The organism is Sodalis sp. RH19 (assembly GCF_047324215.1).
In the GTDB taxonomy this organism is placed as follows: domain Bacteria; phylum Pseudomonadota; class Gammaproteobacteria; order Enterobacterales; family Enterobacteriaceae; genus Acerihabitans.
Window position 1 is genome coordinate 2,787,065 of the sequence record NZ_CP178734.1, and the last position, 25,004, is coordinate 2,812,068.

General features: G+C 55.5%; 26 protein-coding genes and 1 tRNA gene. 13 read left to right on the forward strand and 14 right to left on the reverse strand.

Annotated features, from left to right (window positions below):
- Positions 1 to 215: 215 nt before the first annotated feature.
- Positions 216 to 419 carry an HHA domain-containing protein gene (locus ACL2XF_RS12685; RefSeq protein ID WP_410015861.1) on the forward strand — a complete coding sequence of 68 codons (204 nt, stop codon included), beginning with the start codon at positions 216 to 218 and terminating at the stop codon, positions 417 to 419.
- A gap of 225 nt (positions 420 to 644) precedes the next feature.
- On the opposite strand, the gene ACL2XF_RS12690 is transcribed toward ACL2XF_RS12685, so the two are convergent.
- From ACL2XF_RS12690 to ACL2XF_RS12705, 4 genes are all read right to left on the reverse strand, one after another.
- Positions 645 to 938 (reverse strand): hypothetical protein, encoded by a 294-nt coding sequence (locus ACL2XF_RS12690; RefSeq protein ID WP_410015862.1) that lies wholly within the window; start codon positions 936 to 938, stop codon positions 645 to 647.
- A gap of 313 nt (positions 939 to 1,251) precedes the next feature.
- The gene (locus tag ACL2XF_RS12695; RefSeq protein ID WP_410015863.1) at positions 1,252 to 1,518 is read right to left on the reverse strand and encodes a sigma-S stabilization anti-adapter protein IraP; all 267 of its coding nucleotides are present in this window, start codon (positions 1,516 to 1,518) and stop codon (positions 1,252 to 1,254) included.
- A 224-nt stretch (positions 1,519 to 1,742) separates the two neighbouring features.
- Positions 1,743 to 2,666, reverse strand: a complete 924-nt coding sequence (gene nac / locus ACL2XF_RS12700; protein WP_410015864.1) for a nitrogen assimilation transcriptional regulator NAC — start codon at positions 2,664 to 2,666, stop codon at positions 1,743 to 1,745.
- Positions 2,667 to 3,033: 367 nt separating this feature from the next.
- Positions 3,034 to 3,121: transfer RNA gene (locus ACL2XF_RS12705), tRNA-Ser, on the reverse strand.
- Between the two features lie 242 nt (positions 3,122 to 3,363).
- Between ACL2XF_RS12705 and yccA the strand changes: the two genes are divergently transcribed.
- Both yccA and ACL2XF_RS12715 read left to right on the forward strand, forming a co-directional pair.
- Positions 3,364 to 4,023 (forward strand): FtsH protease modulator YccA, encoded by a 660-nt coding sequence (yccA, locus tag ACL2XF_RS12710; protein WP_410015865.1) that lies wholly within the window; start codon positions 3,364 to 3,366, stop codon positions 4,021 to 4,023.
- Positions 4,024 to 4,134: 111 nt separating this feature from the next.
- Positions 4,135 to 4,461 (forward strand): TusE/DsrC/DsvC family sulfur relay protein, encoded by a 327-nt coding sequence (locus ACL2XF_RS12715; protein ID WP_410015866.1) that lies wholly within the window; start codon positions 4,135 to 4,137, stop codon positions 4,459 to 4,461.
- Between the two features lies 1 nt (position 4,462).
- On the opposite strand, the gene yccX is transcribed toward ACL2XF_RS12715, so the two are convergent.
- Positions 4,463 to 4,741 (reverse strand): acylphosphatase, encoded by a 279-nt coding sequence (gene yccX / locus ACL2XF_RS12720; protein ID WP_410016586.1) that lies wholly within the window; start codon positions 4,739 to 4,741, stop codon positions 4,463 to 4,465.
- Between the two features lie 89 nt (positions 4,742 to 4,830).
- On the opposite strand from yccX, the gene rlmI reads away from it, so the two are divergent.
- Both rlmI and hspQ read left to right on the forward strand, forming a co-directional pair.
- A complete protein-coding gene (gene rlmI, locus ACL2XF_RS12725) occupies positions 4,831 to 6,021 on the forward strand; it encodes a 23S rRNA (cytosine(1962)-C(5))-methyltransferase RlmI (protein ID WP_413728811.1) in 1,191 nt (396 codons plus the stop codon).
- A 160-nt stretch (positions 6,022 to 6,181) separates the two neighbouring features.
- On the forward strand, positions 6,182 to 6,499 hold the full coding sequence (gene hspQ / locus ACL2XF_RS12730) for a heat shock protein HspQ (RefSeq protein WP_413728723.1): 318 nt from the start codon (positions 6,182 to 6,184) through the stop codon (positions 6,497 to 6,499).
- A gap of 111 nt (positions 6,500 to 6,610) precedes the next feature.
- On the opposite strand, the gene ACL2XF_RS12735 is transcribed toward hspQ, so the two are convergent.
- Positions 6,611 to 7,024 carry a CoA-binding protein gene (locus tag ACL2XF_RS12735; protein WP_410015867.1) on the reverse strand — a complete coding sequence of 138 codons (414 nt, stop codon included), beginning with the start codon at positions 7,022 to 7,024 and terminating at the stop codon, positions 6,611 to 6,613.
- Between the two features lie 177 nt (positions 7,025 to 7,201).
- Here ACL2XF_RS12735 and ACL2XF_RS12740 point away from each other — a divergent pair, with 177 nt between their 5' ends.
- Together ACL2XF_RS12740 and ACL2XF_RS12745 are read left to right on the forward strand one after the other, a co-directional pair.
- Positions 7,202 to 7,684 carry a DUF2057 family protein gene (locus tag ACL2XF_RS12740; RefSeq protein ID WP_413728724.1) on the forward strand — a complete coding sequence of 161 codons (483 nt, stop codon included), beginning with the start codon at positions 7,202 to 7,204 and terminating at the stop codon, positions 7,682 to 7,684.
- 179 nt (positions 7,685 to 7,863) lie between these two features.
- The gene (locus tag ACL2XF_RS12745; RefSeq protein WP_410015869.1) at positions 7,864 to 8,322 is read left to right on the forward strand and encodes a methylglyoxal synthase; all 459 of its coding nucleotides are present in this window, start codon (positions 7,864 to 7,866) and stop codon (positions 8,320 to 8,322) included.
- A 47-nt stretch (positions 8,323 to 8,369) separates the two neighbouring features.
- Here ACL2XF_RS12745 and helD read toward each other — a convergent pair whose 3' ends face one another.
- Positions 8,370 to 10,424 carry a DNA helicase IV gene (helD, locus tag ACL2XF_RS12750; protein ID WP_413728725.1) on the reverse strand — a complete coding sequence of 685 codons (2,055 nt, stop codon included), beginning with the start codon at positions 10,422 to 10,424 and terminating at the stop codon, positions 8,370 to 8,372.
- Between the two features lie 157 nt (positions 10,425 to 10,581).
- Between helD and ACL2XF_RS12755 the strand changes: the two genes are divergently transcribed.
- Positions 10,582 to 11,028, forward strand: a complete 447-nt coding sequence (locus ACL2XF_RS12755) for a YccF domain-containing protein (protein WP_410015871.1) — start codon at positions 10,582 to 10,584, stop codon at positions 11,026 to 11,028.
- Between the two features lie 32 nt (positions 11,029 to 11,060).
- Positions 11,061 to 13,178: a YccS family putative transporter gene (yccS, locus tag ACL2XF_RS12760; protein WP_410015872.1), complete on the forward strand. Its 2,118-nt coding sequence runs from the start codon at positions 11,061 to 11,063 to the stop codon at positions 13,176 to 13,178.
- Between the two features lie 43 nt (positions 13,179 to 13,221).
- Here the strand turns inward: yccS and ACL2XF_RS12765 are convergent, their stop codons facing one another.
- A complete protein-coding gene (locus ACL2XF_RS12765; protein WP_410015873.1) occupies positions 13,222 to 13,827 on the reverse strand; it encodes a TfoX/Sxy family DNA transformation protein in 606 nt (201 codons plus the stop codon).
- A gap of 209 nt (positions 13,828 to 14,036) precedes the next feature.
- Between ACL2XF_RS12765 and sulA the strand changes: the two genes are divergently transcribed.
- Positions 14,037 to 14,543 carry an SOS-induced cell division inhibitor SulA gene (gene sulA, locus ACL2XF_RS12770; RefSeq protein WP_410015874.1) on the forward strand — a complete coding sequence of 169 codons (507 nt, stop codon included), beginning with the start codon at positions 14,037 to 14,039 and terminating at the stop codon, positions 14,541 to 14,543.
- 351 nt (positions 14,544 to 14,894) lie between these two features.
- Positions 14,895 to 15,977 carry a porin OmpA gene (gene ompA, locus ACL2XF_RS12775; protein WP_410016588.1) on the forward strand — a complete coding sequence of 361 codons (1,083 nt, stop codon included), beginning with the start codon at positions 14,895 to 14,897 and terminating at the stop codon, positions 15,975 to 15,977.
- A gap of 70 nt (positions 15,978 to 16,047) precedes the next feature.
- Here the strand turns inward: ompA and matP are convergent, their stop codons facing one another.
- Positions 16,048 to 16,503, reverse strand: a complete 456-nt coding sequence (matP, locus tag ACL2XF_RS12780) for a macrodomain Ter protein MatP (protein ID WP_410015875.1) — start codon at positions 16,501 to 16,503, stop codon at positions 16,048 to 16,050.
- 209 nt (positions 16,504 to 16,712) lie between these two features.
- On the opposite strand from matP, the gene ACL2XF_RS12785 reads away from it, so the two are divergent.
- Together ACL2XF_RS12785 and fabA are read left to right on the forward strand one after the other, a co-directional pair.
- Positions 16,713 to 18,464 (forward strand): AAA family ATPase, encoded by a 1,752-nt coding sequence (locus ACL2XF_RS12785; RefSeq protein WP_413722402.1) that lies wholly within the window; start codon positions 16,713 to 16,715, stop codon positions 18,462 to 18,464.
- Between the two features lie 64 nt (positions 18,465 to 18,528).
- A complete protein-coding gene (gene fabA / locus ACL2XF_RS12790; RefSeq protein WP_410015877.1) occupies positions 18,529 to 19,047 on the forward strand; it encodes a bifunctional 3-hydroxydecanoyl-ACP dehydratase/trans-2-decenoyl-ACP isomerase in 519 nt (172 codons plus the stop codon).
- Between the two features lie 58 nt (positions 19,048 to 19,105).
- On the opposite strand, the gene rmf is transcribed toward fabA, so the two are convergent.
- The 5 genes from rmf to ACL2XF_RS12815 all read right to left on the reverse strand — a co-directional run bounded on the left by rmf (position 19,106) and on the right by ACL2XF_RS12815 (position 25,000).
- Positions 19,106 to 19,273, reverse strand: coding sequence for a ribosome modulation factor (rmf, locus tag ACL2XF_RS12795; RefSeq protein WP_162364658.1), 168 nt, complete (start codon positions 19,271 to 19,273; stop codon positions 19,106 to 19,108).
- Between the two features lie 266 nt (positions 19,274 to 19,539).
- Complete coding sequence (gene pqiC / locus ACL2XF_RS12800) at positions 19,540 to 20,109, reverse strand: membrane integrity-associated transporter subunit PqiC (protein ID WP_410016589.1); 570 nt, start codon at positions 20,107 to 20,109, stop codon at positions 19,540 to 19,542.
- Positions 20,109 to 21,749 carry an intermembrane transport protein PqiB gene (gene pqiB / locus ACL2XF_RS12805; protein WP_413728726.1) on the reverse strand — a complete coding sequence of 547 codons (1,641 nt, stop codon included), beginning with the start codon at positions 21,747 to 21,749 and terminating at the stop codon, positions 20,109 to 20,111. The genes pqiC and pqiB overlap by 1 nt, the downstream gene beginning before the upstream one ends.
- Positions 21,736 to 23,007 (reverse strand): membrane integrity-associated transporter subunit PqiA, encoded by a 1,272-nt coding sequence (gene pqiA, locus ACL2XF_RS12810; protein WP_410015879.1) that lies wholly within the window; start codon positions 23,005 to 23,007, stop codon positions 21,736 to 21,738. The genes pqiB and pqiA overlap by 14 nt, the downstream gene beginning before the upstream one ends.
- Positions 23,008 to 23,080: 73 nt before the next feature.
- On the reverse strand, positions 23,081 to 25,000 hold the full coding sequence (locus tag ACL2XF_RS12815; RefSeq protein ID WP_413728727.1) for an ABC transporter ATP-binding protein: 1,920 nt from the start codon (positions 24,998 to 25,000) through the stop codon (positions 23,081 to 23,083).
- Positions 25,001 to 25,004 lie beyond the last annotated feature (4 nt).

Here is a 25,004-nt window from a genome sequence, read left to right on the forward strand (position 1 = left end):
GCTATGCCGGTAATGAATGGTTAGTTTCTATATTACATAGATCCAAGATGCATGTTTACCAGACGCTGATGATTAACGCCCGGAAGAAGGTAAACGGGCTGCGTATTTTATTCCGATTCGCCGCGCGGGTATTTTGATGCTGATAATATCCCGGCAATCATAACCAATTCATTTTCTGAGATTATCATCTCTTTTTAACGGATAAATGCAATTTTATGGGTAAAGTTGATTTTTTAATGAGGCTGAGGCGCTGCAATACGGTTGAAACGCTGGAAAAAGTCGTCGAACATATGAAGGATAGACTGCCGGAAGCGGAACTGGTCGAATTCTACGGTGCGGCGGATCACCGCCTTGCGGAGCTGACGATGGGAAAACTGTATGACAAGGTCCCCCCCACCGTATGGCAATACGTGAGATAAGCGTCAGAACACCCGCTTAACAGTGCCGTTTTAATACGTCAGGTGCTATAGGGTTCATTGTAGCGGTGCCAACAACGCCGCCATCCCGATATCAGTGGCGCCCTGAGAGTCACCTCTCGCTGAGCTGCCCACGATCAGACATGACAATTTACGCAACTGGCTTTGCTGCCAAGCACCAGCTGGCCCTGGTGGTTTTGCAAACGGGTAACCTAACCAGCAACGGCATTAACTCACTTTCTGCTGGCGGTCGCTGTCGTAACGCTTGCGCAAAAACTCATAGCCCAGCTCTGTTATACCGCCTGCCACCAGCACCTTGGAAAAGGTTAATCGCTCCGTAAAATCGGCAATGCCAAACTGGCAATGTTCCACCAATCCTTCACTGTCCGCATAACTGATAGCTTTGGCTATCGACTGAAAGGCGTCCATTGCTTCCTGAGTACCGGCTTCGGGGAGAAACAATTTTTTACCCGCGCAGATTTCTTCCAGTGCATTTTCGAGGATTAACCCTAGTGTCTTCATAATTATCAACCTACTAATGAAAAACTACAGCTGAGCGGCCTATTCGCAAGACCCAATAATTATCTCAATCTTAAAAATAGTATATTCGTCAGGGCCAGGAATGCTCGCTCAAAAAAACAATTTATAATATCTCTCTAAAAATAGTACTTTAAATAGTGAAAAATATTTCTTCCCTGAAGAAAACCCTCGTTTTATCGGCTTCTGGCGGCAACACAAGCGGGCTGATGGGCGAGGGCCCCCATAGCGCTATATATAAAAAAATATAACGCCAGACACAAAGTGAATGCCGGTTGGTTCTGAAAACCGTGCGCTGTCAACGACGTTTTGCCACGGCCGTGATGCGCTCGATATTGCTGCCGAGCAGATCAAGATCGGATTTGTAGGCAATATCCGTTCGTTGCCGCATCTCGTCAAGGGCTGTTTCCACCGTGGTGATAACATCCTTTTTTTGAGCCGGCGCCAGGGCTGAAATCAGCGCGGCGACTAATATTTCCAGCGATTCAACCGTGGCGTGCAGTTCTTTTTCCGCCGCTTCTTTTTGGGCAAGCGTGATCAGCAATTGGGACAATAAGCTGTTCATTAGGGTTCCTTTAATGAAATCGGGTGCGAGCGCGCTTTAATAACGTTTAAAGCGGCTCGCATTTTTTAGCATATTAATTGATTAGATTAATTTATATCAAGCAAATATTGATAGTGGACAGCATAGCGTCCAGGACACGCGTGATGTGGATAACCGGTAAAAAAAAACGGCACCCGTTGATACCCGGGTGACCGTTTCGTTGTGGCTGCCTAGGTCAACTCAGGCTAGCTGGCCAGCAGCAATGCCTGTTTTTCCTGGGCGGGTTTTGCGGAAGTCGCCAGGGACGTCAGCAGATTCTTGACCACAGTAGCCGAAGGGGAAAGGGGCAAGCGCGACGACATGTTCAAGGTGAGGGGTAAAGGCAAACCAGGGCTGACGATCCGCGACATCCAGGCGTTCGCCGAACGCACTACGGCCGAGGCGGTGGATTCTGGCAGTACCGCCGCGCCCATGCCGCTGGCCACCGCTGCGGTCAATGTGGCGATGGAATCTATTTCACCGATGATTTTCGCACTCAGGCGCCTTAAGGAGAAAGCCTCATCCACGCGTTTGCGGATAGCCGAAAAATCACATGGCAGGAACAATTGCCGGCTGGCGACATCGTGCAATTCGATACTTTTGCCAGGATTGTCCTGGGTGCCCACCAAATACAGATCTTCCTTTAGCAACGGCAGGCTATTAATGCCTGAATAAATGGCCGGGTCATAATGAACAGCTAAATCCAGATGCCCGCTACTCACCTTTTCATTCAGCACCGTAGAGCTATTTTCATGCAGATAGACCGTTAACTGCGGATATTGGTCTCTGACGGATTGCAACAAAGGCATGATAAGCGGACAAGATGACGTACCCGGCGCCAGGCCGATGGAAACTTGCCCATTCAAGGTTTGGTCAACGTTGCAGACGGCTTTTTGCGCAAGCTCGCATTGTTGTAAAATAGCCCGGGCATGCGAATAAAGAATTTTGCCGGCTTCGGTGGGCGTTACCCCCCGTTTGGTCCTCACCAGCAATTTCTGGTCGAGTTCACTTTCCAGCGTGGCAACTTGTTGACTTAGCGCGGGTTGTGCAATATGCAGGACTTCCGCCGCCTGTGTCAGGCTACCGATATCGACGATTTTCACAAAGTATTTTAGTCGTCTTAAATTCATTTCTGCCTCCGTCGCAGCTTTGCCATAACTAACGAAGAGAATTAATGCAAGAAGCAGACCAAAAAATATCGTTTTACTTAAATTTAACCATTAAGCAAAGTTTACAGTTAAATAAGAATAAGTTATGGCGAACACTGTCTTCTTTTAGCGCGCTTCTCCGGACGGGACGGCAGGGTTGCAGCCCGTTTGCATCGTGCCTGTGCACCATAAAGACGCATGGCATCCCCCTTGATTACCATAACAACGCCTAGCGCCGGACAAGGACGCATGGTAAGTCCGGAAAATAAGTATTGCGCCGCAGGAGGCCGGACTGCCTGGTATTGTATTGGGATAGTGTTTGGGATGGGGCGGAAAATACAGGGAAAGATGGCGGAGGAGTAGAGATTCGAACTCTAGAACGCTTGCGCGTCGCCGGTTTTCAAGACCGGTGCCTTCAACCACTCGGCCACTCCTCCGCAACGAGGCGAACTATAAACAGAGTCGTTTCTGTTGTAAAGCGCGTTTTGATCCAATCGCTTGAAATTTCATCCATAATGATGCGGGAGAGTATTTTATAGTCTTTTGACGCATCGCCGGGCGGTAAGCCGCCGCCGCCCGCGTCCGCAGCGTAAAGAAGGGTAAAACGATTTTGCCGGGCGCCGGCAACCTATTAATCTGACAATCGAATACCTGTCAATACACCCTAAGAGGCTATCCCATGGATCGTTTGGTCGCGACAAACTCGCGTGAGCATTCGCTATTAAGCACACACAAAGTGCTGCGTAATACTTATTTCCTGCTGTCGTTGACGTTGGGCTTTTCGGCATTGACGGCCACCGCCAGCACATTGCTGCAATTACCCGCGCCGGGCCTTATCCTGATGATGGTCGGGTTTTATGGCCTGATGTTCCTGACCTACCGCTTGGCTAACAGCCCGGCGGGAATCGTGGCGGCTTTCGCGTTTACCGGTTTCCTGGGTTATGCGCTGGGTCCCTTGCTGAGCATGCTTCTTAGCTCGGGCGCCGGCGACGTGATCATGGTGGCGCTGGGCGGCACCGCGCTGGTCTTTTTTGCCTGTTCCGCTTATGTCCTGACCACCCGCAAGGATATGTCGTTCCTGTCGGGCATGATGATGGCGGGATTCGTGGTGCTATTGGTGGCGGTAATCGCCAATCTGTTCCTGCAAATTCCGGCGTTGTCCCTGGCGATAAGCGTGCTGTTTATCCTGTTTTCGTCGGGTGCCATTTTATGGGAAACCAGCAATATCATCCACGGCGGCGAAACCAACTATATCCGTGCGACGGTGGGCCTGTATGTCTCGCTGTACAATATTTTCGTCAGCTTGCTGAGCATTCTTGGCGTTATGCGCAATAATTGACCGCTGGCACGGCCCCTTCCCGATACCCCGCTTCGGCGGGGTTTTGTTTTTCAACAGAACAAAATTTGTTATTATGGATGCGCAATCGTTTATTGATAACGGGAAGATGTGATGCAGTTTAATGGCGTGGAAATAGCGACCGATACGCAGGGTTATTTGAAAAACAGCGCGGATTGGCATGAGGCGCTGGCGAGGGAGATTGCCTTGCGGGAACACATCGAGATGACGGAAGCCCATTGGCAGGTGATTCATTTCGTGCGCGACTTCTACTTGCAATATAATACCTCCCCCGCCATCCGGATGCTGGTCAAAGCCATGGGGCAGAAATACGGCGAAGAGAAAGGCAATAGCCGCTACCTGTACCGGTTATTTCCGCAGGGGCCGGCCAAGCAGGCAACCAAAATCGCCGGATTGCCTAAACCGGTCAACTGCATCTGAATCAATGACGGATTTGGAATCCGTTAAAATCGACGGCGTTTTTCGGCTCGGTCAGGATACGCTCGATCTGCGCGCCGCGCGGCCCTCCCTGTTTTAACCACGCCAGCAGTTTTTCCACCTGCGCCGGTTCACCGCAGACCATGACTTCGACGCCGCCGTCGTCCTGATTGCGGGCATAACCCGAGAGACCCAGTTGTCTTGCCTGATGCTGGGTTGAGTAGCGAAACCCTACGCCCTGCACTACACCATAGACGTAAACGGCGGTACATACCTTGTCCATCATTTCCCCCTCGCGTCGGCTAATGTTTGCAATTGACTGCGCTTATTCGCAAAATGGCGCTCCATTTCTCAGGTTTAGTATACCTTATGATGACAAAACGTCTTTTCCTGGCCAAAGGCCGTGAAAAATCACTGCTCCGCCGCCACCCCTGGATTTTCTCCGGCGCCGTCCACCGCCTGGAAGGCAAACCCCAGTCTGGCGAAACCATCGATATCTGTGATGATAAGGGCAACTGGCTGGCCCGGGCGGCGTACTCGCCATCCTCGCAAATCCGCGCCCGCGTCTGGACGTTTGTCGCCGACGAAGAAATCGATGTCGAGTTTTTTGTCCGCCGCCTGAATGTTGCCCAGGATTTTCGCACCAGGCTGGCCGCCAGGGATGGGCTGGATGCTTATCGGCTGATAGCCGGCGAATCCGACGGCCTGCCGGGCATTACTATCGATCGCTACGGCCGTTTTTTTGTCTTGCAGCTGCTGTCGGCCGGCGCGGAGTATCACCGGCCGACGCTGACGCTGGCGCTGCAACGTTGTTACCCCGATTGCGCTATTTACGATCGTTCCGATGTCTCGGTACGGAAAAAAGAGGGCCTCGAATTAGCCAGCGGGGTGATTGTCGGCGAGACACCGCCGGAACTGTTGGCCATTAGCGAGCATGATATGGCGATCCTGGTGGATATCACGCAGGGACATAAAACCGGTTTTTATCTTGATCAGCGTGATAGCCGTCTGGCCGCACGTAAATATGCCGCCGGCCGGCGGGTATTGAATTGTTTTTCCTATACCGGGGCCTTTTCGGTGTCGGTACTGCTGGGGGACTGCCTGCAGGTCACCAGCGTCGATACGTCCCAACACGTGCTGGATATCGCTAAAAGCAATATTGAACTCAACCATCTTGACGTGGATAAAGCCGAATTTGTCCGTGAAGATGTGTTTCAGTTGCTGCGTAAATATCGCGAGGAGGGACGGCAATTCGATATGATCATCATGGACCCGCCCAAATTCGTTGAAAATAAAAACCAGCTGGCCAGCGCCTGTCGCGGTTATAAAGATATTAATATGCTGGCTATGCAATTACTGGCGCCGGAAGGCATTTTATTAACCTTTTCCTGTTCCGGCCTGATGACCACCGATCTGTTCCAGAAAATCATCGCCGACGCCGCGCTGGATGCCCACCGGGATATGCAGTTTATCGAGCAGTTTCGCCAGGCGGCCGACCATCCGGTCATGGCGCCCTACCCTGAAGGACTCTATTTGAAAGGATTTGCCTGTCGCGTCATTTGATGGCGTTAGCGCGTCCCCCCTTGAAATCGCCCACTTATCCCCCATATTTAAGATAAGGCGGTATTTAGGCACTTACCATGACGCCATACCGGGCGCATTTCGCGGCATTGTTGAGAACGCTACACTATGCCGCGCAGGTACTACATCGCGGGGGATTGATATGATAGCCAGCAAATTTGGAATCGGACAACAGGTTCGTCATAAGTTATTGGGATATTTAGGCGTTGTCATTGATGTCGATCCTGAATACTCATTGGAAAAACCTTCTCTGGATGAAATTGCGGCTGACGATAAGCTGCGTTCCGCGCCCTGGTACCATGTGGTTATGGAGGACGAGGAAGGAAAGCCGGTCCATACCTACCTGGCTGAAATCCAGTTGGGGTACGAGGCGACGCCGGTACATCCCGAACAGCCCACCCTGGACGAACTGGCGGAATCTATCCGCCAACAGCTCCAGGCGCCCCGGCTGAGAAACTGACCCAGCGGCTTGCGGCGGGCCGCCCCGCCCGCCGTTGCCGCAGTCAGCCGCTTACAGGCGGTGCTGCGCTGCAAGCAGCCGCACATTCCATGGCGCTGAAAAAACCGGTGTCTATTTTGCCAATCCCAGGCGCGGGATTTCAATTTTCGGGCAGCGATCCATCACCACCTTCATGCCGACATTCTTCGCCAGCACCGCCGCCTGCTCGTTAATCACGCCCAATTGCATCCAGAGTACCTTGGCGTCAATGGCGATGGCTTCCTGGGTCAGATCATAGACCGCTTCCGAACGCCGGAACACATCCACCATATCCACCTTGACCGGAATCTCCGCCAGGCTGCCGAAGACCTTTTGGCCCAGGATTTCCCCGCCGGCAAGCGCCGGGTTAACCGGGAACACCTGATATCCCTGCTGGAGTAAATACGCCATGACGCCGTGGCTGGCCCGGGCGGGATTATCACTGGCGCCCACCAAGGCAATAGTCTTTACAGAAGTCAGAATATCGGCAATATCACTATCGGTCATGAGGCTTCTCCGGTTGCATTTATTGAGTTAAGTGTATACCAAGGCACAAAAATTTAGATAAAACGAACCGGTATAATGATTTCAAAATAAAATTATTTGTGACTAAATGATACAAAAACATTATTATCCGCTAATCAGTTCCGCTTCATGAAGCCAGCGCTGTAGTAAGGAGAGAGAATGCGTTTCTTGATCGCCCTCGTTCTCGGGATCGGCCTGTTTGCCGTTTTCCCGGTCCTGGCGACGACGCTGCGTTTGCCCGCGGAGATTGAGTTATTGATTGTCGACGGCTCGCCCATTGGCAGCACGCTGCTGCGGGGCGCCGACAGCCTGGAGCTGGCGCGGGGCCGCCATCAACTGGTGCTCACCGTCAGCGACCGGGGGTCTGCGGCCACGGCAAGCCGGCATGCCTATACCTCACCTTATATTGTTGTCCAGTTCCACACCCGCAATGCCCGGCAATTAACCTTCCAACTGCCGCCCCTGGCCACACCCGAGCAACGCGACCGTTTCAGCCGCCAGCCGCTAATGCGGCTGATTGATCAGAACGGTGACGCCATTGATGCCACGTTCAGCCGGCTTATCGCCGATCGGGAGGCGTTGCTGGACGCCCTGCGTGGTTACAATCTTAACCGGGAGCCACAGCCGGACGCGTCCCCGTAGCGCCATTGGCGCTAACCGCGGATAAGGTTGTCTTCCCCTGGCCCCGGGCGCGCCCAAGGCCGGTCCGGCACGATATATCCGGGCCAGGGTTTATTTTATCGTAATGCCGGTTTACCGCTTTGCAGTGAAACGGAGTTTCAGTAGTCTATAGACAGACTATTCTATTGAAGGGACAGGAAATGGAGTCAATTAACCGCACCATCGCCGTACGTAAGCATATTGCGTTGGTGGCGCACGATCACTGTAAACAGTCGCTGCTGAACTGGGTGGAAATCAATAAGGATCTGCTGGCGCAGCATATTCTTTACGCTACGGGGACCACCGGCAACCTGGTGCAGCGCAACACCGGCCTGCCGGTGCACAGTATGCTCAGCGGCCCAATGGGGGGCGACCAGCAAGTGGGCGCGCTGATTTCGGAAGGGAAAATCGATGTGCTGATCTTTTTCTGGGACCCGCTGAACGCCGTGCCCCACGACCCGGACGTTAAAGCGCTGCTGCGCCTGGCCACGGTGTGGAATATCCCGGTCGCCACCAACCGCTCCACCGCCGACCTGCTTATCAGCTCGGCACTCTTCAGCGGGGAAATCACTATTGAGATCCCGGATTACCAGCGTTACCTGACGGAACGTTTACAATAAGGCACGGGCCAGGGCCATCCCCCAGCCGGGCGCCCCTGGTCCCACGGTTAGGGTTTTTTGGCCTTCGGCACGCCCAGGCGCGCCAGCTCATCGATAAAGGGCGACGGATGTTCATTATCCGCCAGCAGCCATACTTGCTCTTTTGCCCGGGTCAGGGCGACATATAACAGGCGGCGTTCCTCGGCGTCGGGAAAATCTTCCGGCAGCGGCAACAGCGCCTGTTCAATCACAGATTCCCGCGCCGGCGCGGGGAAGCCGTCCTTACCTTGCGCCAATCCCAGGATAATCACATACTGCGCCTGCTGCCCTTTGCTGCCGTGGATGGTCATGAAATCAAGATTCAGCGTCGGCCAGCGGGTGGCGGCTTTATCCAGCTGCGCCGGGCGCAGATAGTGGTAACGGGCCAGCACCAGGATCCGCTCATCGGGGCGCGCGTAGCCGCTGAGCTTGTCCAGCAGCGCATCCAGGGCGTCGCCCGGCAGAATCATCACCGATTTTTTGGTCCCCTTGGCAAGGCTGTTAAGCGGTTTTTTCAACTGATGGGGATTTTGCAGCACAAACGCATTGGCCACTTCGCCGATACGTTGGTTAAAACGGTAGGTCGTATCCAGCGCGCACAGCGCGCCTGCGCCAAAGCGCTCGCCAAAGGACGTGGTCAGGGCAAGCTCGGCGCCACTGAACCGATAGATGGACTGCCAGTCGTCGCCGACGGCAAACAGGGACGTCCTGCGGTTTTGCTGATACAGCGCGTCCAGCAGTCGCGCGCGCTGGGGCGAGATATCCTGGTACTCATCCACCAGGATATGTTTCCAGGGACTGATAAAGCGGCCTTTTTGCAAAATATCCACCGCCTGGTGTATCAGGCCGGAAAAATCAACCGCGCCCTCGTCCTTGAGCGCCTGCTTCCAGGCCTTTAACAGCGGCGCCAGCAGCCGGACACGTTTGGTAAACAGATCGCGGATCTCTTCCGGCGCCTGTTCAATCATTTGCGCCTGGCTGCCGCCGTGCATGCGCAACAAGCCTATCCAGCGCTCTATCCGCACCGCCAGGCGCTGGGCCAGGCGCTCATCGTGCCAAAAATCGTCCGCGGGAATTTCCCAACCGAGTTCATCGGCGATCCATTGCCGCCATCCTTTCGCCTGCGCCTTTTTCTGCGCGCACTGTTCACGCCAATGGGCGACCAGTAATTTGCGCCGCGCCAGGGTATCGGTTTCCAATGCGCTTACCACCGGGGCCTTTTTACTGCCCTGGCGGATGATAAACAACGCCAGGGCATGGAAAGTCCAGGCCTTGACCCCGTCAACCTGCAATCGCGACCGGATGCGCTCGTCCATTTCCCGCGCCACCTGCCGGCCGAATGCCAGCATCAGGATCTGTTCCGGCAACGCTTCTTGACGCCGCAACAGCCAACCGGCGCGCGCCACCAGCACCGAGGTTTTGCCGCTGCCCGCCCCTGCCAATACCAATAACGCGTTTTCGCCATTGATGACGGCGCGGCTTTGGGCAAGGTTCAGCGGCGAGCTTTCCACGGTATTGAAAAAATCCTGATGCGCTATCAGCATTTTTTCGCTCCACTGCTGGTTGCGCTGCGCCACCATTGCCGGCCCCTGCTCCAGCCACGCCAGACAGCGGTGATAAGACGCGCGGCAGGGTTCGAACTCATCCAGGCGCGTTACCGGCAGCGGCAACGCGGCGAAGGCTTCACGAATACTTTCCTGCAAAGCCGCCAGTTGATGCAGCGCAAACCAGCTGTCCCGGGAGGTCGCCTGCTCGATGGCGGTGATCTGCTGATGCAGGACGGTGGCGCAGATGCCGCTCATCTCGCGGCTCCATTCCTGCCAGGCCTTCTGCAGATAATGGTGAAAGCGCTGCGTCTCCTGCCATTCGGTGCCATGCAGGCGCACCACCTTGTCCTGCGGCAGCACAAACTCCAGTTCTCCCCAGACGATACCCCGCTTGCAATGGATGGCGACGATTTGGTTGAAAGGAATCAGGTATTGATGCTTATCGCCGCTGACCTCGACGCCGGCATGGAGCAGCCGCACCCGGTTGTAGGGATGCTGGGCGAGGTGCTTGCCGAACGAGGTGGATTTCAGTTCCATAAAGGTATGCCCGGGTTCCGTATCGTTTATGCGTCGGGACGTAGTGTACCCATTTTAACTTGTTCTGCTCCAGCCTGGAAATCAGGGTAGAATAACCGTTATCCTGTCGGGATAAACGGTTTTAATAACAGAATTGTGAATTGACACTTTGGGGACTATGCGTACTTTACTTAATATTCTGAACTTTGTTTTAGGTGGTTTTTTTACCACGCTGGCGTGGCTTCTGGCCACCGTGCTCAGCGTGGTGCTGATCTTCAGCTTGCCTTTTACCCGCTCCTGCTGGGAGATAACCAAACTCTCCCTGCTGCCTTTCGGCAATACCGCCGTGCATGTGGATGAACTTTATCCGGAAAACCGCAGCGCGGTACTGTCATCGGGCGGCACGCTGCTTAACGTGGTGTGGTTTGTCCTGTTCGGCTGGTGGTTGTGCCTGTCGCATATTCTTACCGGCATTGCGCAATGCCTGACGATTATCGGCATTCCCCCGGGCATCGCCAATTTTAAGCTGGCCGTTATCGCCCTATGGCCGGTGGGACGCCGTGTGGTTCCCGTCGAGCTTGCGGAGCAGTTGCGCGCGCATCCGGACCGCCGTTTCTACCGTTGAAGCCATCATAAGGATAGAGTGTGGGATACAGTGTGCTGACATTTGCACCGGGCTTGCGGCGTTTTGCCTTCAGCAGCCGCTGGCGCTACAACCTGCGGATTTTTATTGCGTTGAGCGGCGCGGCGGCGCTGCCGTGGTGGCTGGATATGGCCACGCTCACCATTCCCCTTACCCTTGGCGTGGTTGCCGCGGCGCTGGCGGATCTCGACGATCGCCTAAGCGGCCGGCTGCGCAATCTGCTTATCACCCTGGTGAGTTTTTTCATCGCCGCGGTATCGATTGAACTGTTGTTTCCTTATCCCTGGCTATTCGGTATCGGCCTGGCCGGCTCCACCTGCGGTTTTATTCTTTTGGGCGCACTAGGACAGCGTTACGCCACCATCGCGTTCGGCGCGCTCTTGATCGCCGTGTATACCATGCTGGGGGCCGCCATGTACCAGACTTGGTATCTGCAGCCGGCGTTACTGCTGACGGGCGCCATCTGGTACAACCTGCTGACCTTGTTCGGCCATCTGCTGTTTCCCATCCGGCCATTGCAGGATAACCTGGCCCGTTGTTATAGCCACCTGGCGCACTATCTTGATGCCAAGGCCAACCTGTTCGACCCGGATACCGAAGACGACGACGACGCGCTTATCGAGGTGGCGATGGCGAACGGCAATCTGGTGCAGGCGCTGAATCAAACCAAAGCGTCGCTACTGACCCGGCTGCGCGGCGATCGCGGCCAGCGCGGCACCCGCCGTACGCTGCATTATTATTTTGTGGCCCAGGATATTCATGAACGGGCCAGTTCGTCCCATGTGCAATACCGGCAATTGCGCGAACAGCTGCGTTACAGCGACGTGCTATTCCGCTTCCAGCGGCTGCTGGCGATGCAGGCGCGCGCCTGCGAAGCCCTATCACAATCGATCCTGCTGCACCAGACCTACCAGCACGACAGCCGTTTCGAACGCGCCTTCAGTCATCTGGATGCCGCCATCGGCCGTGTCGTGGCGCCCAGCCAGATAAAAGCGCTGAAACATCTGCTGAACAACCTGCGCGCTATCGACGCGCAGTTGTCCACCATTGAGTCGGAACAGGCGGTTGCCCGCAACAGCCCGGAAGAGAACAATCTGGCCGACGATAAGCTGACCGGCTGGAGCGATATCCGCATGCGCATCAGCCGCAACCTGAGCCCGGACTCGGCGCTGTTTCGCCATGCCGTGCGCATGTCGCTGGTGCTGTGCGTCGGTTATGCCTTTATCCAGCTCAGCGGGATGCGTTACGGCTATTGGATCCTGCTGACCAGCCTGTTCGTCTGCCAACCCAACTACCAGGCGACGCGTCGCCGGCTGGCGTTAAGGATAATCGGCACGCTGGCGGGTATCCTTATCGGCCTGCCGATCCTCTATTTTGTCCCGTCCATCGAAGGTCAACTGATCCTGATCGTGGTCAGCGGTACGCTGTTTTTTGCCTTTCGCAACGTGCAATATGCCCAGGCGACCATGTTTATCACCCTGCTGGTGATGCTGTGTTTTAACCTGCTGGGCGAGGGATTCGATGTGGCGGTGCCGCGGGTGTTCGACACCTTTGTCGGCTGCGCCATCGCCTGGGCCGCGGTCAGCTTTATCTGGCCGGACTGGCGTTTTCGCCGCCTGCCGGTGGTGGTGAACAACAGCCTCGCGGCCAACTGCCGCTACCTTGACGCCATTCTGGTGCAGTATCATCAGGGCAGGGATAACCGCCTGGAATACCGCGTAGCGCGGCGGGATGCCCATAACCGCGACGCGGAGCTGGCCTCGGTGGTATCCAATATGGCGGCGGAGCCGAGAACCCGCAGCGAGCTGCTGGAGTCGGCGTTTCGCCTGTTGTGCCTGAATCACACCCTGCTGAGCTACATCTCGACGCTTGGCGCGCACCGGGAGCGCATTGTTGACCCGGCGCTGATGGCGGTGCTGGACGATGCCGTCTGTTATGTGGACGATGCGCTGCAATGCCAGGAGCATTTCGCGCAGCGGGTGGAACAGGAACGGGAACGGCTTATCGCGCGCATCCAGCGGCTGTTGCCGGACCCGGAAGCCAGGGAACAGCTGGTTTTGCAGCAAATCAGCCTGTTGCTTGATTTGCTGCCGGAACTGATTGAGCGTAAACAGCACATAGAAAAACAGTGATAGCGCCGCATGCCGCCGCCGGGCGGCATGCATTAACCGGCTGCTAGCGGCAGGGGAGCCGTGAAAACCAGTCCAGAAGCTCGCTGCGCTGGACCTGGGGCAACGCGGCATAGTGGCGCCCGGACAATGCCCCTTCCAGCGCGAGCAGCACGGTGACGCCCAGGTTCCGCTTGATTTTACGCAGTTTCAAATAGCTGCTTTTGGCGCCGTAATAGCGCAAGGCATCGATATCCCTGATACCGGCCTTCCATAACAGGCGCTCTATACCCTGCCCGATATTGGGCAAATCCTTTAACCGCAAGCTGGCCGCCTTGATGCGCGTTTCCTGCCTGGCCTCGTCGATGGCGCGGCGCGCCAGGTCCAGCAGCGTGTGTACGTCTTCCCACAGGCGTTCATCGACGTGATAATAGTTAAGCGCCACCGGCAGGCCCCGTTTGGTATAAATCAGCCGGCTCATTCCCTGCCCGAGGTAGATATGCTCGCTTTGCCGGGTGCCGCGCAGGTACAGTTCGCCGTCCAGAATCAGGCCGAACATGATTTTATCGGCGGCGATGCTGTACCCGCCGAACTGTGAACGGGTGGAAATATCCCCCAAGGGAGAAAAGCAGTTTTTAGCCTGTGCAATGCGGCATTTATGTAGTACTTCCATGAACTTCTCCTTGTTGTGGACCGCGAGATTCCTTACTCAAAATTCGCAACAGCCCATAAAAATACGGTATTTTCCCAGCGGTTTTCAACTTAATCTCAGCGCGACGATCATTAAGTGGCAATTCTGCGAAGGTCATTAAATTTTTGATTGATTTTCGCGCCAAACCACTATACTGTGTTTTTATACAGTGACACAGGGGCGGACACAAAATGCAGACTCAATACCATGCCAATTCTTCTCGGACGCAGCCAAGCCAGGGTGAACAGCCGATCGACAGCACGACGGCCCGTCCGGAGCAGGGTTTTATCAGCGAAGTGGTTTATTTCGAGGATCAGCCGGTTGTGGGGAATATTCTGTTGCCGTTGCTGCGTCTGCTGGGCACGCAGTCGCGCTGGCTGCTCTGGCTTACGTCGTCTCGCAGATTGAGCCGCCCCTGGCTTGAACAGTCGGGCCTGCCCCTGGAAAAAATGGTGCAGTTGCGCCATCGCACCGCGTTCGATACCGTCGCCGCCATGGAGAAAGCACTCTGGACGGGAAATTACAGCGTCATTTTGGGCTGGTTTCCGACGGAATTGACGGCGGATGAGAAAATTCGCCTGCGTGACGCAGCGCAGCATGGCGGCACTTATGGGTTCATCATGTACCCGCAAAATGAGGTTTGCCGGAAATCTGGACAGTTTTCAGGCTTAAAGATTCATTCTACTTTGTATCATTAAGTAAATTTAAGATTAATCTCATTAGGGGCGTCGCATCTTGTGATTTCCGCCCCTGTAACTCAGAACAATCCAGTATATACGCGGTTCCCCGCCCGCAACGGCGCCTAAAGCGATATCACTTTTTTCGTCCCTATCATCAATAAAGCCTATATGAAACGCTGTTTTTTATTAGCGGCTTACTACATCTTACTTGTAAGTTTCCTACTTCGTTGTAGACTTTAATTCGCCAGGGCTGCTCTATAACGCCTTTTAAGGGCGATGTACAAACCCAGAGCATGGACACTGGCAATGGAATATTTAAATTAGCTTTAAGAGCTCATTGCCTATTTGGATGATAACGAGGCGCAAAAAATGAAAAAGACAGCTATCGCACTTGCAGTGGCACTGGCGGGTTTCGCGACCGTAGCGCAAGCCGCTCCGAAAGACAACACCTGGTACACCGGTGGTAAACTGGGCTGGTCCCAGTATCACGATACCGGGTTCTACGGTAACGGTTATGACAGCCGCATCGGCAATGGCCCAACCCGCAACGATCAAATCGGCGCAGGTGCTTTTGTTGGTTACCAGGCTAACCCTTACTTAGGGTTTGAACTGGGTTATGACTGGCTGGGTCGTATGGCCTATAAAGGCAGCGTTGATAACGGTGCATTTAAAGCCCAGGGCATTCAGTTGACCACTAAACTGAGCTACCCGCTTAACGATGACCTGGATATCTATACCCGTCTGGGTGGTATGGTATGGCGTGCTGACTCCAAAGCTAACTATGCTAATGGAGCCGGTGGTCGTCTGAGCGACAACGACACTGGCGTTTCTCCGTTGGCGGCTGCAGGTCTTGAATACGCAGTAACCAAAAACTGGGCAACCCGTCTGGAATACCAGTGGACCAACAATATCGGTGATGCCGGTACCGTTGGCGCCCGTCCTGACAATGCTCTCGTGAGCGTAGGTGTTTCCTACCGTTTCGGTCAAGATGAAGTTGCCGCTCCTGCACCGGCTCCTGCCGCTGCACCGGCTCCTGTTGTCCAGACCAAACACTTTACCCTGCGTTCCGACGTGCTGTTCGGCTTCAACAAATCTCAGTTGAAACCTGAAGGCCAGCAGGCTCTGGATCAGCTGTATTCCCAGCTGAGCTCGATGGATCCTAAAGACGGTTCTGTTGTCGTTCTGGGCTATACCGACCGTATCGGTTCTGAACAATACAACCAGAAACTGTCTCAGGCTCGTGCGCAAAGCGTAGTGACCTACCTGGTATCCAAGGGTATCCCTTCCGACAAGATTTCCGCACGTGGCATGGGCGAATCTAACCCCGTCACCGGCAATACTTGCGATAACGTGAAACCGCGTGCAGCGTTGATCAACTGCCTGGCACCGGATCGTCGCGTAGAAATCGAAGTGAAAGGTATCAAAGAAGTGGTAACACAGCCGCAGGCTTAAGTGTTGTCAGCTTCATAAAAAAACCCCGCCTGGCGGGGTTTTTTATTGTCCGTCCCACCCTATTTCCCCGCTAGCCCTCTTCACCCAGGATGGCTTTCAAATCTTCTTTCAGGGAAGACATCTGCGTGGCGTATTTCTCTTTACGCTCGGCATCTTCCAGCAGGTTAACAATGGTTTCCGAGAGGGTTTTACCCCGCCGCTGCGCCAGGGCCGCCAACCGTTGCCATACCAGGTATTCCAGGTCGATGGATTTTTTGCGCGTGTGCTGATGCTCGGCGTTGAAATGACGTTTGCGTCTTGCCCGTATCGTCTGCTTCATCCGGTTGTCGAGCGCAGGATTCATATTCTCCCGGATCCAGAGAACGATGTTGTCCGGTTGATGCTCATAAAGCATCAAGGTGGCGACCGCTTCCTCCGCCGCGCTATTTTCTTCATGCCGGGTGATTCGTTCACCTTCACGATGTTTTTTTACCAGATAGGTCCATTTCCATCCGGTTTCCAGATTTTCAAGCTGCTGGTATTTCATATATCGCCCACCCGTGACCGTGTAACGTTAGACCGATAATAGCAGTTCCGCGCGTAAAATTTCTAACATTCGTTTCATTCCGCCTATTTTTTAATCATACACGGCGACAAGTTTCCCTGAATCGCCGATGAATGCAAGATGCGTGAGACTCGGAGAGGGGAATTCTTGTATAATCCCCGTTTCCCTGTTTAGCGACGTTACCGATTACCTTGACCATTAAACAATTAGAATGGAAATATTTAATTCCCGAGCTTTCGCCTTTCGAAGCGGTGTTTGCCCAACCCTCCCAGCCACTGCCAGCACCCATGGATGTGCTGCAGCCTCGTTTGATGGACGGCCTGACGCAATTTTGCCACTCCCGCTCGCCGAGCCGTTTTCTGCTGCTTACCGCGCAGGAAGATGAGGAATATTTCCAGTTAATCACCGAGACGGTTAAACAGCTGCTGCCCCAGGGCGAAAGCGTTATCGGCAGCCGGTATGTCATTACGGGTAATGGCGTGACAGTGCAGCCCGCCACCCGGCGCGACGATAATTTTGCCGGGCGCGCCAGGGGGCTGTACCAGCCCTGGATTGAACATGAGCAGTTATTCGGCTGCGTCAGGTGCTACCGCGACGTACTTGATCTGCAGCCGGGCAAGATGCATGAAGCCAATGGCGGGGTGCTGGTGCTGGGCGCCAAGGCCCTGGCCAGCCAGCCGTTAATGTGGCTGCGTCTCAAGCAGATGATATTGCAGCAGCGTTTCGACTGGCTGGCATTGGACGAAACCCGTCCGCTGCCGGTGTCCATACCGTCGATGCCGCTCGATCTGCGCCTGGTGATCATTGGCGATCGCGAGTCGCTGGCCGACCTGAACGATCTGGAACCCGATCTGACCAAACTGGCGTTGTATGCCGAATTTGAGTCCGACGTAAAGATCCTGGCGGCCGAGGATATGCAAAACTGGTGCGCCTACGTCAACAGCCTGCTGCGCACCCTGGCGCTGCCGCAGCTGACCCCTGACGCCTGGCCGGAAATGGTCAGGCAGGCGGTGCGCTACAGCGGCGATCAGTACCAACTGCCGCTTTGCCCGCATTGGCTGACCCGGCGTTTCAGGGAAGCGGTGCTGTATAGCGAGCAGGGAGCCATCACCGCCGAGGCCCTGTATAACAGCAACCGGACCCGGATCTGGCGTGAAAGTTATCTTACCGAGCGCATGCAGGATGAGATATCGGAAGGACAGATCATGGTTGAAACCGAGGGCGCCATGGTCGGCCAGGTCAATGCGCTGTCGGTGCTGGATTTCCCGGGCCATCCCCTGCCGTTTGGCGAGCCCTCGCGCATCAGCTGCGTAGTCCATCTCGGCGACGGCGAAATCAACGATGTTGAACGTAAGGCCGAGCTCGGCGGCAATCTTCATGCCAAAGGCATGATGATCATGCAGGCCTTCCTGATGGCGTCCCTGGAACTGGACCAGCAGTTGCCCTTCTCCGCGTCGCTGGTGTTTGAGCAATCCTACGGTGAAGTGGACGGCGACAGCGCGTCGCTGGCGGAATTGAGCGCCCTGATAAGCGCCCTGTCCGGCAAACCGATAGTGCAGCAGATTGCCGTTACCGGATCCGTGGATCAGTTTGGCCGCGTCCAGCCCATCGGCGGCGTGAATGAAAAAATCGAAGGTTTCTTTGCCCTGTGCGAGAGCCGCGGGCTTGATGGTTCGCACGGCGTGATTATTCCCGCCGCCAATGTGCGCCATCTGTGTCTGCACGAAGAATTGGTCGAAGCGGTGCGGAATGAGCAATTCCATATCTGGCCGGTGGAGACCATTGATGAGGCGTTGGAGTTGCTGACCGGGATCCCCTACGATCACGAGCAGAAGCCCAATCTGATTGCTTCAATACGCGAGCGCATCGCTTATATTAATCAGCACGAACGCCTGCGTTTACCCTGGGGATTCCGCTGGCTTAACTGGTTCAATCAGAGCTGATGGACTTGTCCCGGGTAAGGATGTTGGTTAATGTGCGTGATTCATTAATAAAGGTTTGGATAACATGGTAGATAAACGCGACTCATATACAAAAGAAGACCTGCTTGCCTGTAGCCGCGGGGAATTATTCGGTAAAGAAGGCCCGCCGCTTCCCGCGGGAAACATGCTGATGATGGACCGCGTGGTTAAAATGACCGAAGACGGCGGCAGCCATAATAAAGGTTACGTCGAAGCAGAATTGGATATCCATCCCGATATGTGGTTCTTCGGTTGCCATTTTATCGGCGACCCGGTGATGCCCGGCTGCCTGGGGCTCGACGCCATGTGGCAGTTGGTGGGATTTTACCTCGGCTGGCTGGGCGGTGAAGGCAAAGGCCGCGCCTTAGGCGTGGGCGAAGTGAAATTTACCGGCCAGGTGCTGCCCAGCGCTAAGCGGGTCACTTATCGTATTCATTTCCGTCGGGTAGTGAACCGTCGCCTGGTGATGGGTCTTGCGGATGGCGAACTGCTGTGCGATGGTCAGGTTATATACACCGCAAGCGATTTGAAAGTCGGTCTGTTTAAAGATACCGGCGCATTCTAAGCGCCTGGATATGAAACCTCCGCGAAAGCGGAGGTCAATTCCTTTGCTGACAAGTGGCTTACAACGTCACCGACCTGTCCTCCATGGCTTTTCGCCAACCTCCCAACCAGTGAGACCGTGCATCCAGGGACTGAAAAGGACATATCTCACTTGAGCGTCCGGATAATCCCGCTTGATAACCACGTGAATGTGCGCGTTCAAGGCGATCTCGTTTTTGTCTCTTCATGCCGTGTTTCCCTCATCTTGTTTGGTGGAAAGAAAACGGTAATCACATTTCTGCAATTACCCTTTATCTTTAGCGATAAAAGAGTAAGAAATCAACGCAGCATTTCACAAAAGCGTCATACCAAAAATGCATAATGGGCACATTTTGCCTGCAAAGTTGGCGGTTACAGGCAGCTTAAGCTACTGAAAACCGGCTGAACTGCGCGCCTGGAGAGTTAAGGAATCTTAACCTGCCGAGGCGCGTTTTGGTTTTAGAACGTTTTGTTATTAAGGCAGCCGGGAAATTTGTGCGGCCGCTTCCTGGCCGATTTGCTGCCAGCCCTGCGCCAAGGTCCTGACCAGGGCGTCATAGCCGTCCTGGTCCTGTTTCAGCGTCAGGATGAACGGGTGGCGGGTCACCTGGCTATTATGCGTCAATACCCACTCGCCCTGAATAACCGCCCGCCCGTCGTAACGGCCGTGAAAACCGGTGACGTTGAATTCCAGCGTATCCTGATCTCCCTGCCCCTGGCTTGCGGACACCAGCACGCCGGGAAGCCGATTGCTTAAATGGGCGATCATGGTTTGCTGCAATTGCTGCTCCAACGGACTGGCCCACAGGTTATTGCTGGCGGTGACGTAACGCACGTCGCTTTGCTGGTAGACTACGCCGCTGCCGGCCAGATAATCCGACACGTTAACCCGGGAGAGCCATATATGCCGCGTGACGCCGGCGGACGGCAGTCCCTGCCCGGCGTTGTCCTGGGCCGCGACCGGCAGTTGGTAATAATGCTTGTCGCTGTTGCCGCCGCAGGCGGCCAGCAATAACGCCAGCGCCAGCAGAATCCCTTTTCTCATCATTTCGCCCTCTTCGGCTTCGGATCTTTGCCGCTATCGGCCTCGAACACCAGCGCGTTGCTCTTGTTGTTCAGCGTGCGCAATACCGGCTGCAGTTCCCGCAGAACCTGATCGAGTCGTTGCATATTATCCACCATTTTATTGTAGGCCGGGGAACCGGGCTGGAACCCTCTCATGCTGCTGTTCAGTTCGCGCAAGGTACGCTGCATATCCTGCGGCAATTGCTGCATCGACTGGCTCCCGGTAATCTGGTTCACCGATTTCAGCGTCTTTTGCAGCTCGCGCAGGGTACTCTGGCTTTGCGCCAGGGTACTGGTGGCTTCATTAATCATCGGGTTGAGCGGCAGGCTATTGATCTTATCAAGAGTCAGCATCAGCTTCTGCTGGATTTGCGCCAGGCCGCCGCTGGTGGTCGGCAGCACCGGATAACCGTTAACGACTTTTTCGCCGTCCCAGGGCTTGGCCTGCGGATAAAAATCAAGATCGACGAACAGCGAGCCGGTCAGCAGGCTGGCGCTTTTTAACGAGGCGCGCAGCCCGTGCTCGCCGGCTTCCTTGATGCGGGAATTAATATCAAATTTGTCGCCCAGTTTGCCGGCCAGGCGGTCTGGTTCAATGCGGATCAGCACCGGTATCTGGTAATTATCATCGATAGCCTGCTTGATCGCCGTCTCAAGGAACGGCACCTGGGCGACGGTGCCCAGGCGGATGCCGCGAAACTCGACCGGCGCGCCAGGCTGCAGGCCGCGGACGGAATCATTGAAGAACAGCAGATAATCCTTATGCACCGTATACAGCGAATCCGAGATGCTGTTCTTATTATCAAACAGCTGGAAGGACTGGTGTTCAGTCGCGCGATCGCCCAGATCCCAGCCGGTGGGTACGTCAAAACTCACGCCGCCGCTGAACAGGGTGGTCAGCGACCCCATCTCCACCCGCATTCCCTGGGCGGACATATCAAAAGCCACGCCGCTGTCTTTCCAGAAACGCACGTTGGTGGTTACCAGGCTGTCGTAGGGCGCGCTGATAAACAGCTGGTAGCGCATTTTGCGCTGTTGCGGATCGAAGTAGCTGGTTTGTACCGTGCCAACCCTGAAGCCGCGGAACAGCACCGGATCGCCGGCATTGAGCTGCCCGGACTGGTCGCTGTCGAGCTCGACGCGAATACCCTTGGCATCCGGCGAGGCCAGCGGCGGCGAGTCAAGCAGATTAAAGGTGTCGGCGTCCTCGGCGTTGGCGCCGGGCTGCAGCTGGATATAGGCCCCGGACAACAGGGTTCCCAGGCCGGAGATGCCCTCGCGGCCAATCTGTGGCTTGACGACCCAGAACGCGGAATCGCGGCGCAACAGCTTTTCCATGCCGTTATTGATGCGGGCTTTGATTTCCACCTGCTGCAGGTTATCGCTTAGCACCACGCTTTCCACCATGCCGACGTCGACGCTGCGGCTTTTAATGGCGGTTTTGCCGGCCTCGATACCTTCCGCGCTGGTAGTGGTCAGGGTAATGACCTTACCCTGGTGACTGAAGTGGTAATAGAGGATCCACGCGCCTATCAACACCGTCACGATCGGAATGATCCATACCGGCGACCAGCGCTTGATTTTCTCCACCTGGGCGACGTCGTACTTATTGTCCGTCAACGGAAGACTCCTTTTGGTTTTTACTTTCGGTCCGATCCCAGATAAGACGCGGGTCGAACATCTGCGCGGCAAACATGGTTATCATCACCACCATGGCAAATAACACCGCGCCGATGCCCGGTGTAATACTCATTAACTGCCCCATCCTCACCAGCCCGGACAGCACCGCGATCACAAAGACATCAATCATCGACCAGCGGCCGACAAATTCGACGATTTCATAGAGAAAATGCATCCGCTCGCTGTCGCGCCGGCCTCTGTCCGCGCGCGCATCCCAGCACAGCCAGGCCAGGGCGATCATTTTCAGGGTCGGCACCATGATACTGGCGATAAAAATCACCATCGCCACCGGATAGGAACCGTCATCCCACAAGATGATCACCCCGGCGATAATCGTCGAGTTAAGTTTGCTGCCCAAGCCTTCGGTTATCATGATCGGCAGGATATTGGCCGGGATATACAGCATGATGGAGGTCACCAGCAGCGCCATGGTCCACTGCAGGCTGTTATGCCGCCTGGCGTGCTCACGGGTACGGCAGCGCGGGCAGGTACGCTGTCCGGCGGGCAGGATCAGGGTGCAGCAACTGCACGCGCGGATCCCCTGAGCCAGGCCGCCGACCCCCGGGCGCACCCTGGTCACCGGCGACACCGCCGGCATGATGTTATCCCATAGCCAGCGCTGATCGATGCATTGGAATGCCCGCTGCTGCAGCAGGCAGAACAGGCAAAACGGCAGAAAGCTGATGCCTACGCCGATATCGCCGTAGGCCATCAGCTTGACAAAACTGACCAGCACGCCCGCCAGAAAAATTTCCGCCATGCCCCAGGCGCGCAGGGCGAACAGCGACTTGGCCAGGAAAGCCTTCAGACGAAACGACAGGGGAAATCCAAGGCACAGGAGGATGATGGCGACCATGCATACCGCGGGGATGAGCTGGACAAACAACAGGAACAGGCTGGCCAGGCTGGCGAAATGATCAGCCACCATGATCCCGGGGATTTGCGGCAGGGTAATCTGGCGTCCGATGCCCGACACCTTCATATTGACGAAAGGAAATAAATTGGCCAGCACCAGCATTATCAGCGCGCTGATGGCAAACATCACCGGCTGGAGGCGCGGGTTGGACCAGCGGCTTATCAGGGTATTGCCGCAGCGGGGACAGACGCCTTTCTGGCCGTCGGTCAATTCCGGCAGAGCCACCAGGAGATCGCAATGCGGACAAAGCACGTACTTAGGGTGATGGACGGCAGAACACATGCATTTCTCCTCATAGCACCGATGCCGTTTGGCGGCCCGATCGGGATTCCCATCGTTCCCGATCGGGTTCATGTCACTCTTTTGGTCCGTTCTTTAACGCTTCAAGCTCTTCCCAGCGGGCAAAGGCCGTTTCCAGCGCCTGTTCGGCGCCGGCCATGCGCGCAATCACCGCCTGAGTTTTTTCGTGCGGCTGGCTGAAAAAATCCGCGTCCGCCATTTCGGCCTGGAGGGCATTGATTTCCTGCTCCAGGCGTTCAATCTCCTGCGGCAACATGTCCAGCTCACGCTGTAGGTTATAACTCAATTTGGCGGGGACGCGCTTCGCATTAAGCGGCTTTGGCGCCTCGGCGACGCGATTTTTTTCGGCATGGGCGGGCGCGGCGCGCAGCGAGCGCATATTGCGACGCTGGTTCTGGGCGTCGAAATAGCCGCCGACAAAGCTGCTGATTTGACCTTCCCCTTCAAAAATCCAGCATTCGGTCACCGAGTTGTCCACGAACTGACGGTCATGGCTGACCAGCAGCACCGTGCCCTGGTAGCCGTCGATCATCTCTTCCAGCAGTTCCAGCGTCTCGACGTCCAGGTCATTGGTCGGTTCATCCAGAATCAGCAGGTTACTGGGATTGAGGAACAATTTGGCCAGCAGCAGCCGGTTGCGCTCGCCGCCGGACAAGGCTTTTACCGGCGTCATGGCGCGCTTGGGGTGAAACAGGAAATCCTGCAGGTAACCCAGCACATGGCGCGAACGGCCGTTGACCATCACTTCCTGTTTACCTTCGGCCAGGTTGTCCATGACCGTGCGTTCGGGATCCAGTTCGGCGCGATGCTGGTCAAAATAAGCCACTTCCAGCTTGGTGCCGCAGTGGATGCGTCCGCTGTCCGGCTGCAGTTGGCCGAGCATCAGTTTTAACAGCGTGGTCTTGCCGCAGCCGTTAGGGCCGATCAGGGCGATTTTATCGCCACGCTGTACCTGGGCGCTGAAGCCGCTGACCAAGACTTTATCCGCCAGGCGATAGCTGACATCTTCCATTTCAAAGACGATTTTACCCGAGCGGGTGGCTTCCTCCACCTGCATCTTGGCGCTGCCGATAACCTCGCGCCGTTCGCTTCTTTCATTGCGCAGCGCCTTTAACGCGCGCACGCGGCCCTCGTTACGGGTGCGCCTGGCCTTGATGCCCTGGCGGATCCACACTTCTTCCTGCGCCAGTTTCTTGTCAAACTCGGCGTTTTGCAGTTCCTGTACCCGCAGCTCTTCTTCCTTGCCTTCAAGGTATTTGTCGTAATTGCCTGGCCAGGACACCAGCTTGCCGCGATCCAGATCGACAATGCGCGTCGCCATATTGCGGATAAACGAACGGTCATGGGAAATGAAAATAATGCTGCCGGGGAAACTTTTCAGGAAGGTTTCCAGCCAGTCGATGGTTTCAATATCCAGATGGTTGGTCGGTTCATCCAGCAGCAAGACCTGGGGCTCGCAGACCAGGGCGCGGCCGAGCGCCGCTTTACGCAGCCAGCCGCCCGAGAGGGCCGACAGCTCGGTATCGGCGGTCAGGCCCAGCTGGTCCAGCACTTCGTTGATGCGTTTTTCCAGATGCCATAAATTCTGGTGGTCAAGGATCTCCTGCAGACGGCCCATTTCCATCAGGTTTTTATCGCTGGGATCCTGTTCCACCAGATGGGAAACGGCATGGTAGGCCTTCAGCGTTTGCGCCTGTTCCTGCACGCCCTCGGCGACGAAATCATACACGCTGCCGCTCACGTTGCGCGGGGGATCCTGCTGCAGGCGGGCAACGATGGTATCCTGCTCGAAAATCAGTTGCCCGTCGTCCAGCGGCACTTCTTTGCTGAGGATTTTCATCAGGGTAGATTTGCCCGCCCCGTTGCGCCCGACCAGGCAGACGCGTTCGTTACGTTCTATATGAAGCTCGGTATTATCCAGCAACGGCGCATCGCTGAACGATAGCCAGGCGCCGGAAAGGCTGATTAATGACATGGCG

Bases quoted from the DNA above. Each gene is read 5' to 3' on its own strand.
- ACL2XF_RS12685 (WP_410015861.1), top strand. From the start codon at position 216: ATGGGTAAAGTTGATTTTTTAATGAGGCTGAGGCGCTGCAATACGGTT.
- ACL2XF_RS12690 (WP_410015862.1), bottom strand. From the start codon at position 938: ATGAAGACACTAGGGTTAATCCTCGAAAATGCACTGGAAGAAATCTGC.
- ACL2XF_RS12695 (WP_410015863.1), bottom strand. From the start codon at position 1,518: ATGAACAGCTTATTGTCCCAATTGCTGATCACGCTTGCCCAAAAAGAA.
- nac (WP_410015864.1), bottom strand. From the start codon at position 2,666: ATGAATTTAAGACGACTAAAATACTTTGTGAAAATCGTCGATATCGGT.
- yccA (WP_410015865.1), top strand. From the start codon at position 3,364: ATGGATCGTTTGGTCGCGACAAACTCGCGTGAGCATTCGCTATTAAGC.
- ACL2XF_RS12715 (WP_410015866.1), top strand. From the start codon at position 4,135: ATGCAGTTTAATGGCGTGGAAATAGCGACCGATACGCAGGGTTATTTG.
- yccX (WP_410016586.1), bottom strand. From the start codon at position 4,741: ATGGACAAGGTATGTACCGCCGTTTACGTCTATGGTGTAGTGCAGGGC.
- rlmI (WP_413728811.1), top strand. From the start codon at position 4,831: ATGACAAAACGTCTTTTCCTGGCCAAAGGCCGTGAAAAATCACTGCTC.
- hspQ (WP_413728723.1), top strand. From the start codon at position 6,182: ATGATAGCCAGCAAATTTGGAATCGGACAACAGGTTCGTCATAAGTTA.
- ACL2XF_RS12735 (WP_410015867.1), bottom strand. From the start codon at position 7,024: ATGACCGATAGTGATATTGCCGATATTCTGACTTCTGTAAAGACTATT.
- ACL2XF_RS12740 (WP_413728724.1), top strand. From the start codon at position 7,202: ATGCGTTTCTTGATCGCCCTCGTTCTCGGGATCGGCCTGTTTGCCGTT.
- ACL2XF_RS12745 (WP_410015869.1), top strand. From the start codon at position 7,864: ATGGAGTCAATTAACCGCACCATCGCCGTACGTAAGCATATTGCGTTG.
- helD (WP_413728725.1), bottom strand. From the start codon at position 10,424: ATGGAACTGAAATCCACCTCGTTCGGCAAGCACCTCGCCCAGCATCCC.
- ACL2XF_RS12755 (WP_410015871.1), top strand. From the start codon at position 10,582: ATGCGTACTTTACTTAATATTCTGAACTTTGTTTTAGGTGGTTTTTTT.
- ACL2XF_RS12765 (WP_410015873.1), bottom strand. From the start codon at position 13,827: ATGGAAGTACTACATAAATGCCGCATTGCACAGGCTAAAAACTGCTTT.
- sulA (WP_410015874.1), top strand. From the start codon at position 14,037: ATGCAGACTCAATACCATGCCAATTCTTCTCGGACGCAGCCAAGCCAG.
- ompA (WP_410016588.1), top strand. From the start codon at position 14,895: ATGAAAAAGACAGCTATCGCACTTGCAGTGGCACTGGCGGGTTTCGCG.
- matP (WP_410015875.1), bottom strand. From the start codon at position 16,503: ATGAAATACCAGCAGCTTGAAAATCTGGAAACCGGATGGAAATGGACC.
- fabA (WP_410015877.1), top strand. From the start codon at position 18,529: ATGGTAGATAAACGCGACTCATATACAAAAGAAGACCTGCTTGCCTGT.
- rmf (WP_162364658.1), bottom strand. From the start codon at position 19,273: ATGAAGAGACAAAAACGAGATCGCCTTGAACGCGCACATTCACGTGGT.
- pqiC (WP_410016589.1), bottom strand. From the start codon at position 20,109: ATGAGAAAAGGGATTCTGCTGGCGCTGGCGTTATTGCTGGCCGCCTGC.
- pqiA (WP_410015879.1), bottom strand. From the start codon at position 23,007: ATGTGTTCTGCCGTCCATCACCCTAAGTACGTGCTTTGTCCGCATTGC.
- ACL2XF_RS12815 (WP_413728727.1), bottom strand. From the start codon at position 25,000: ATGTCATTAATCAGCCTTTCCGGCGCCTGGCTATCGTTCAGCGATGCG.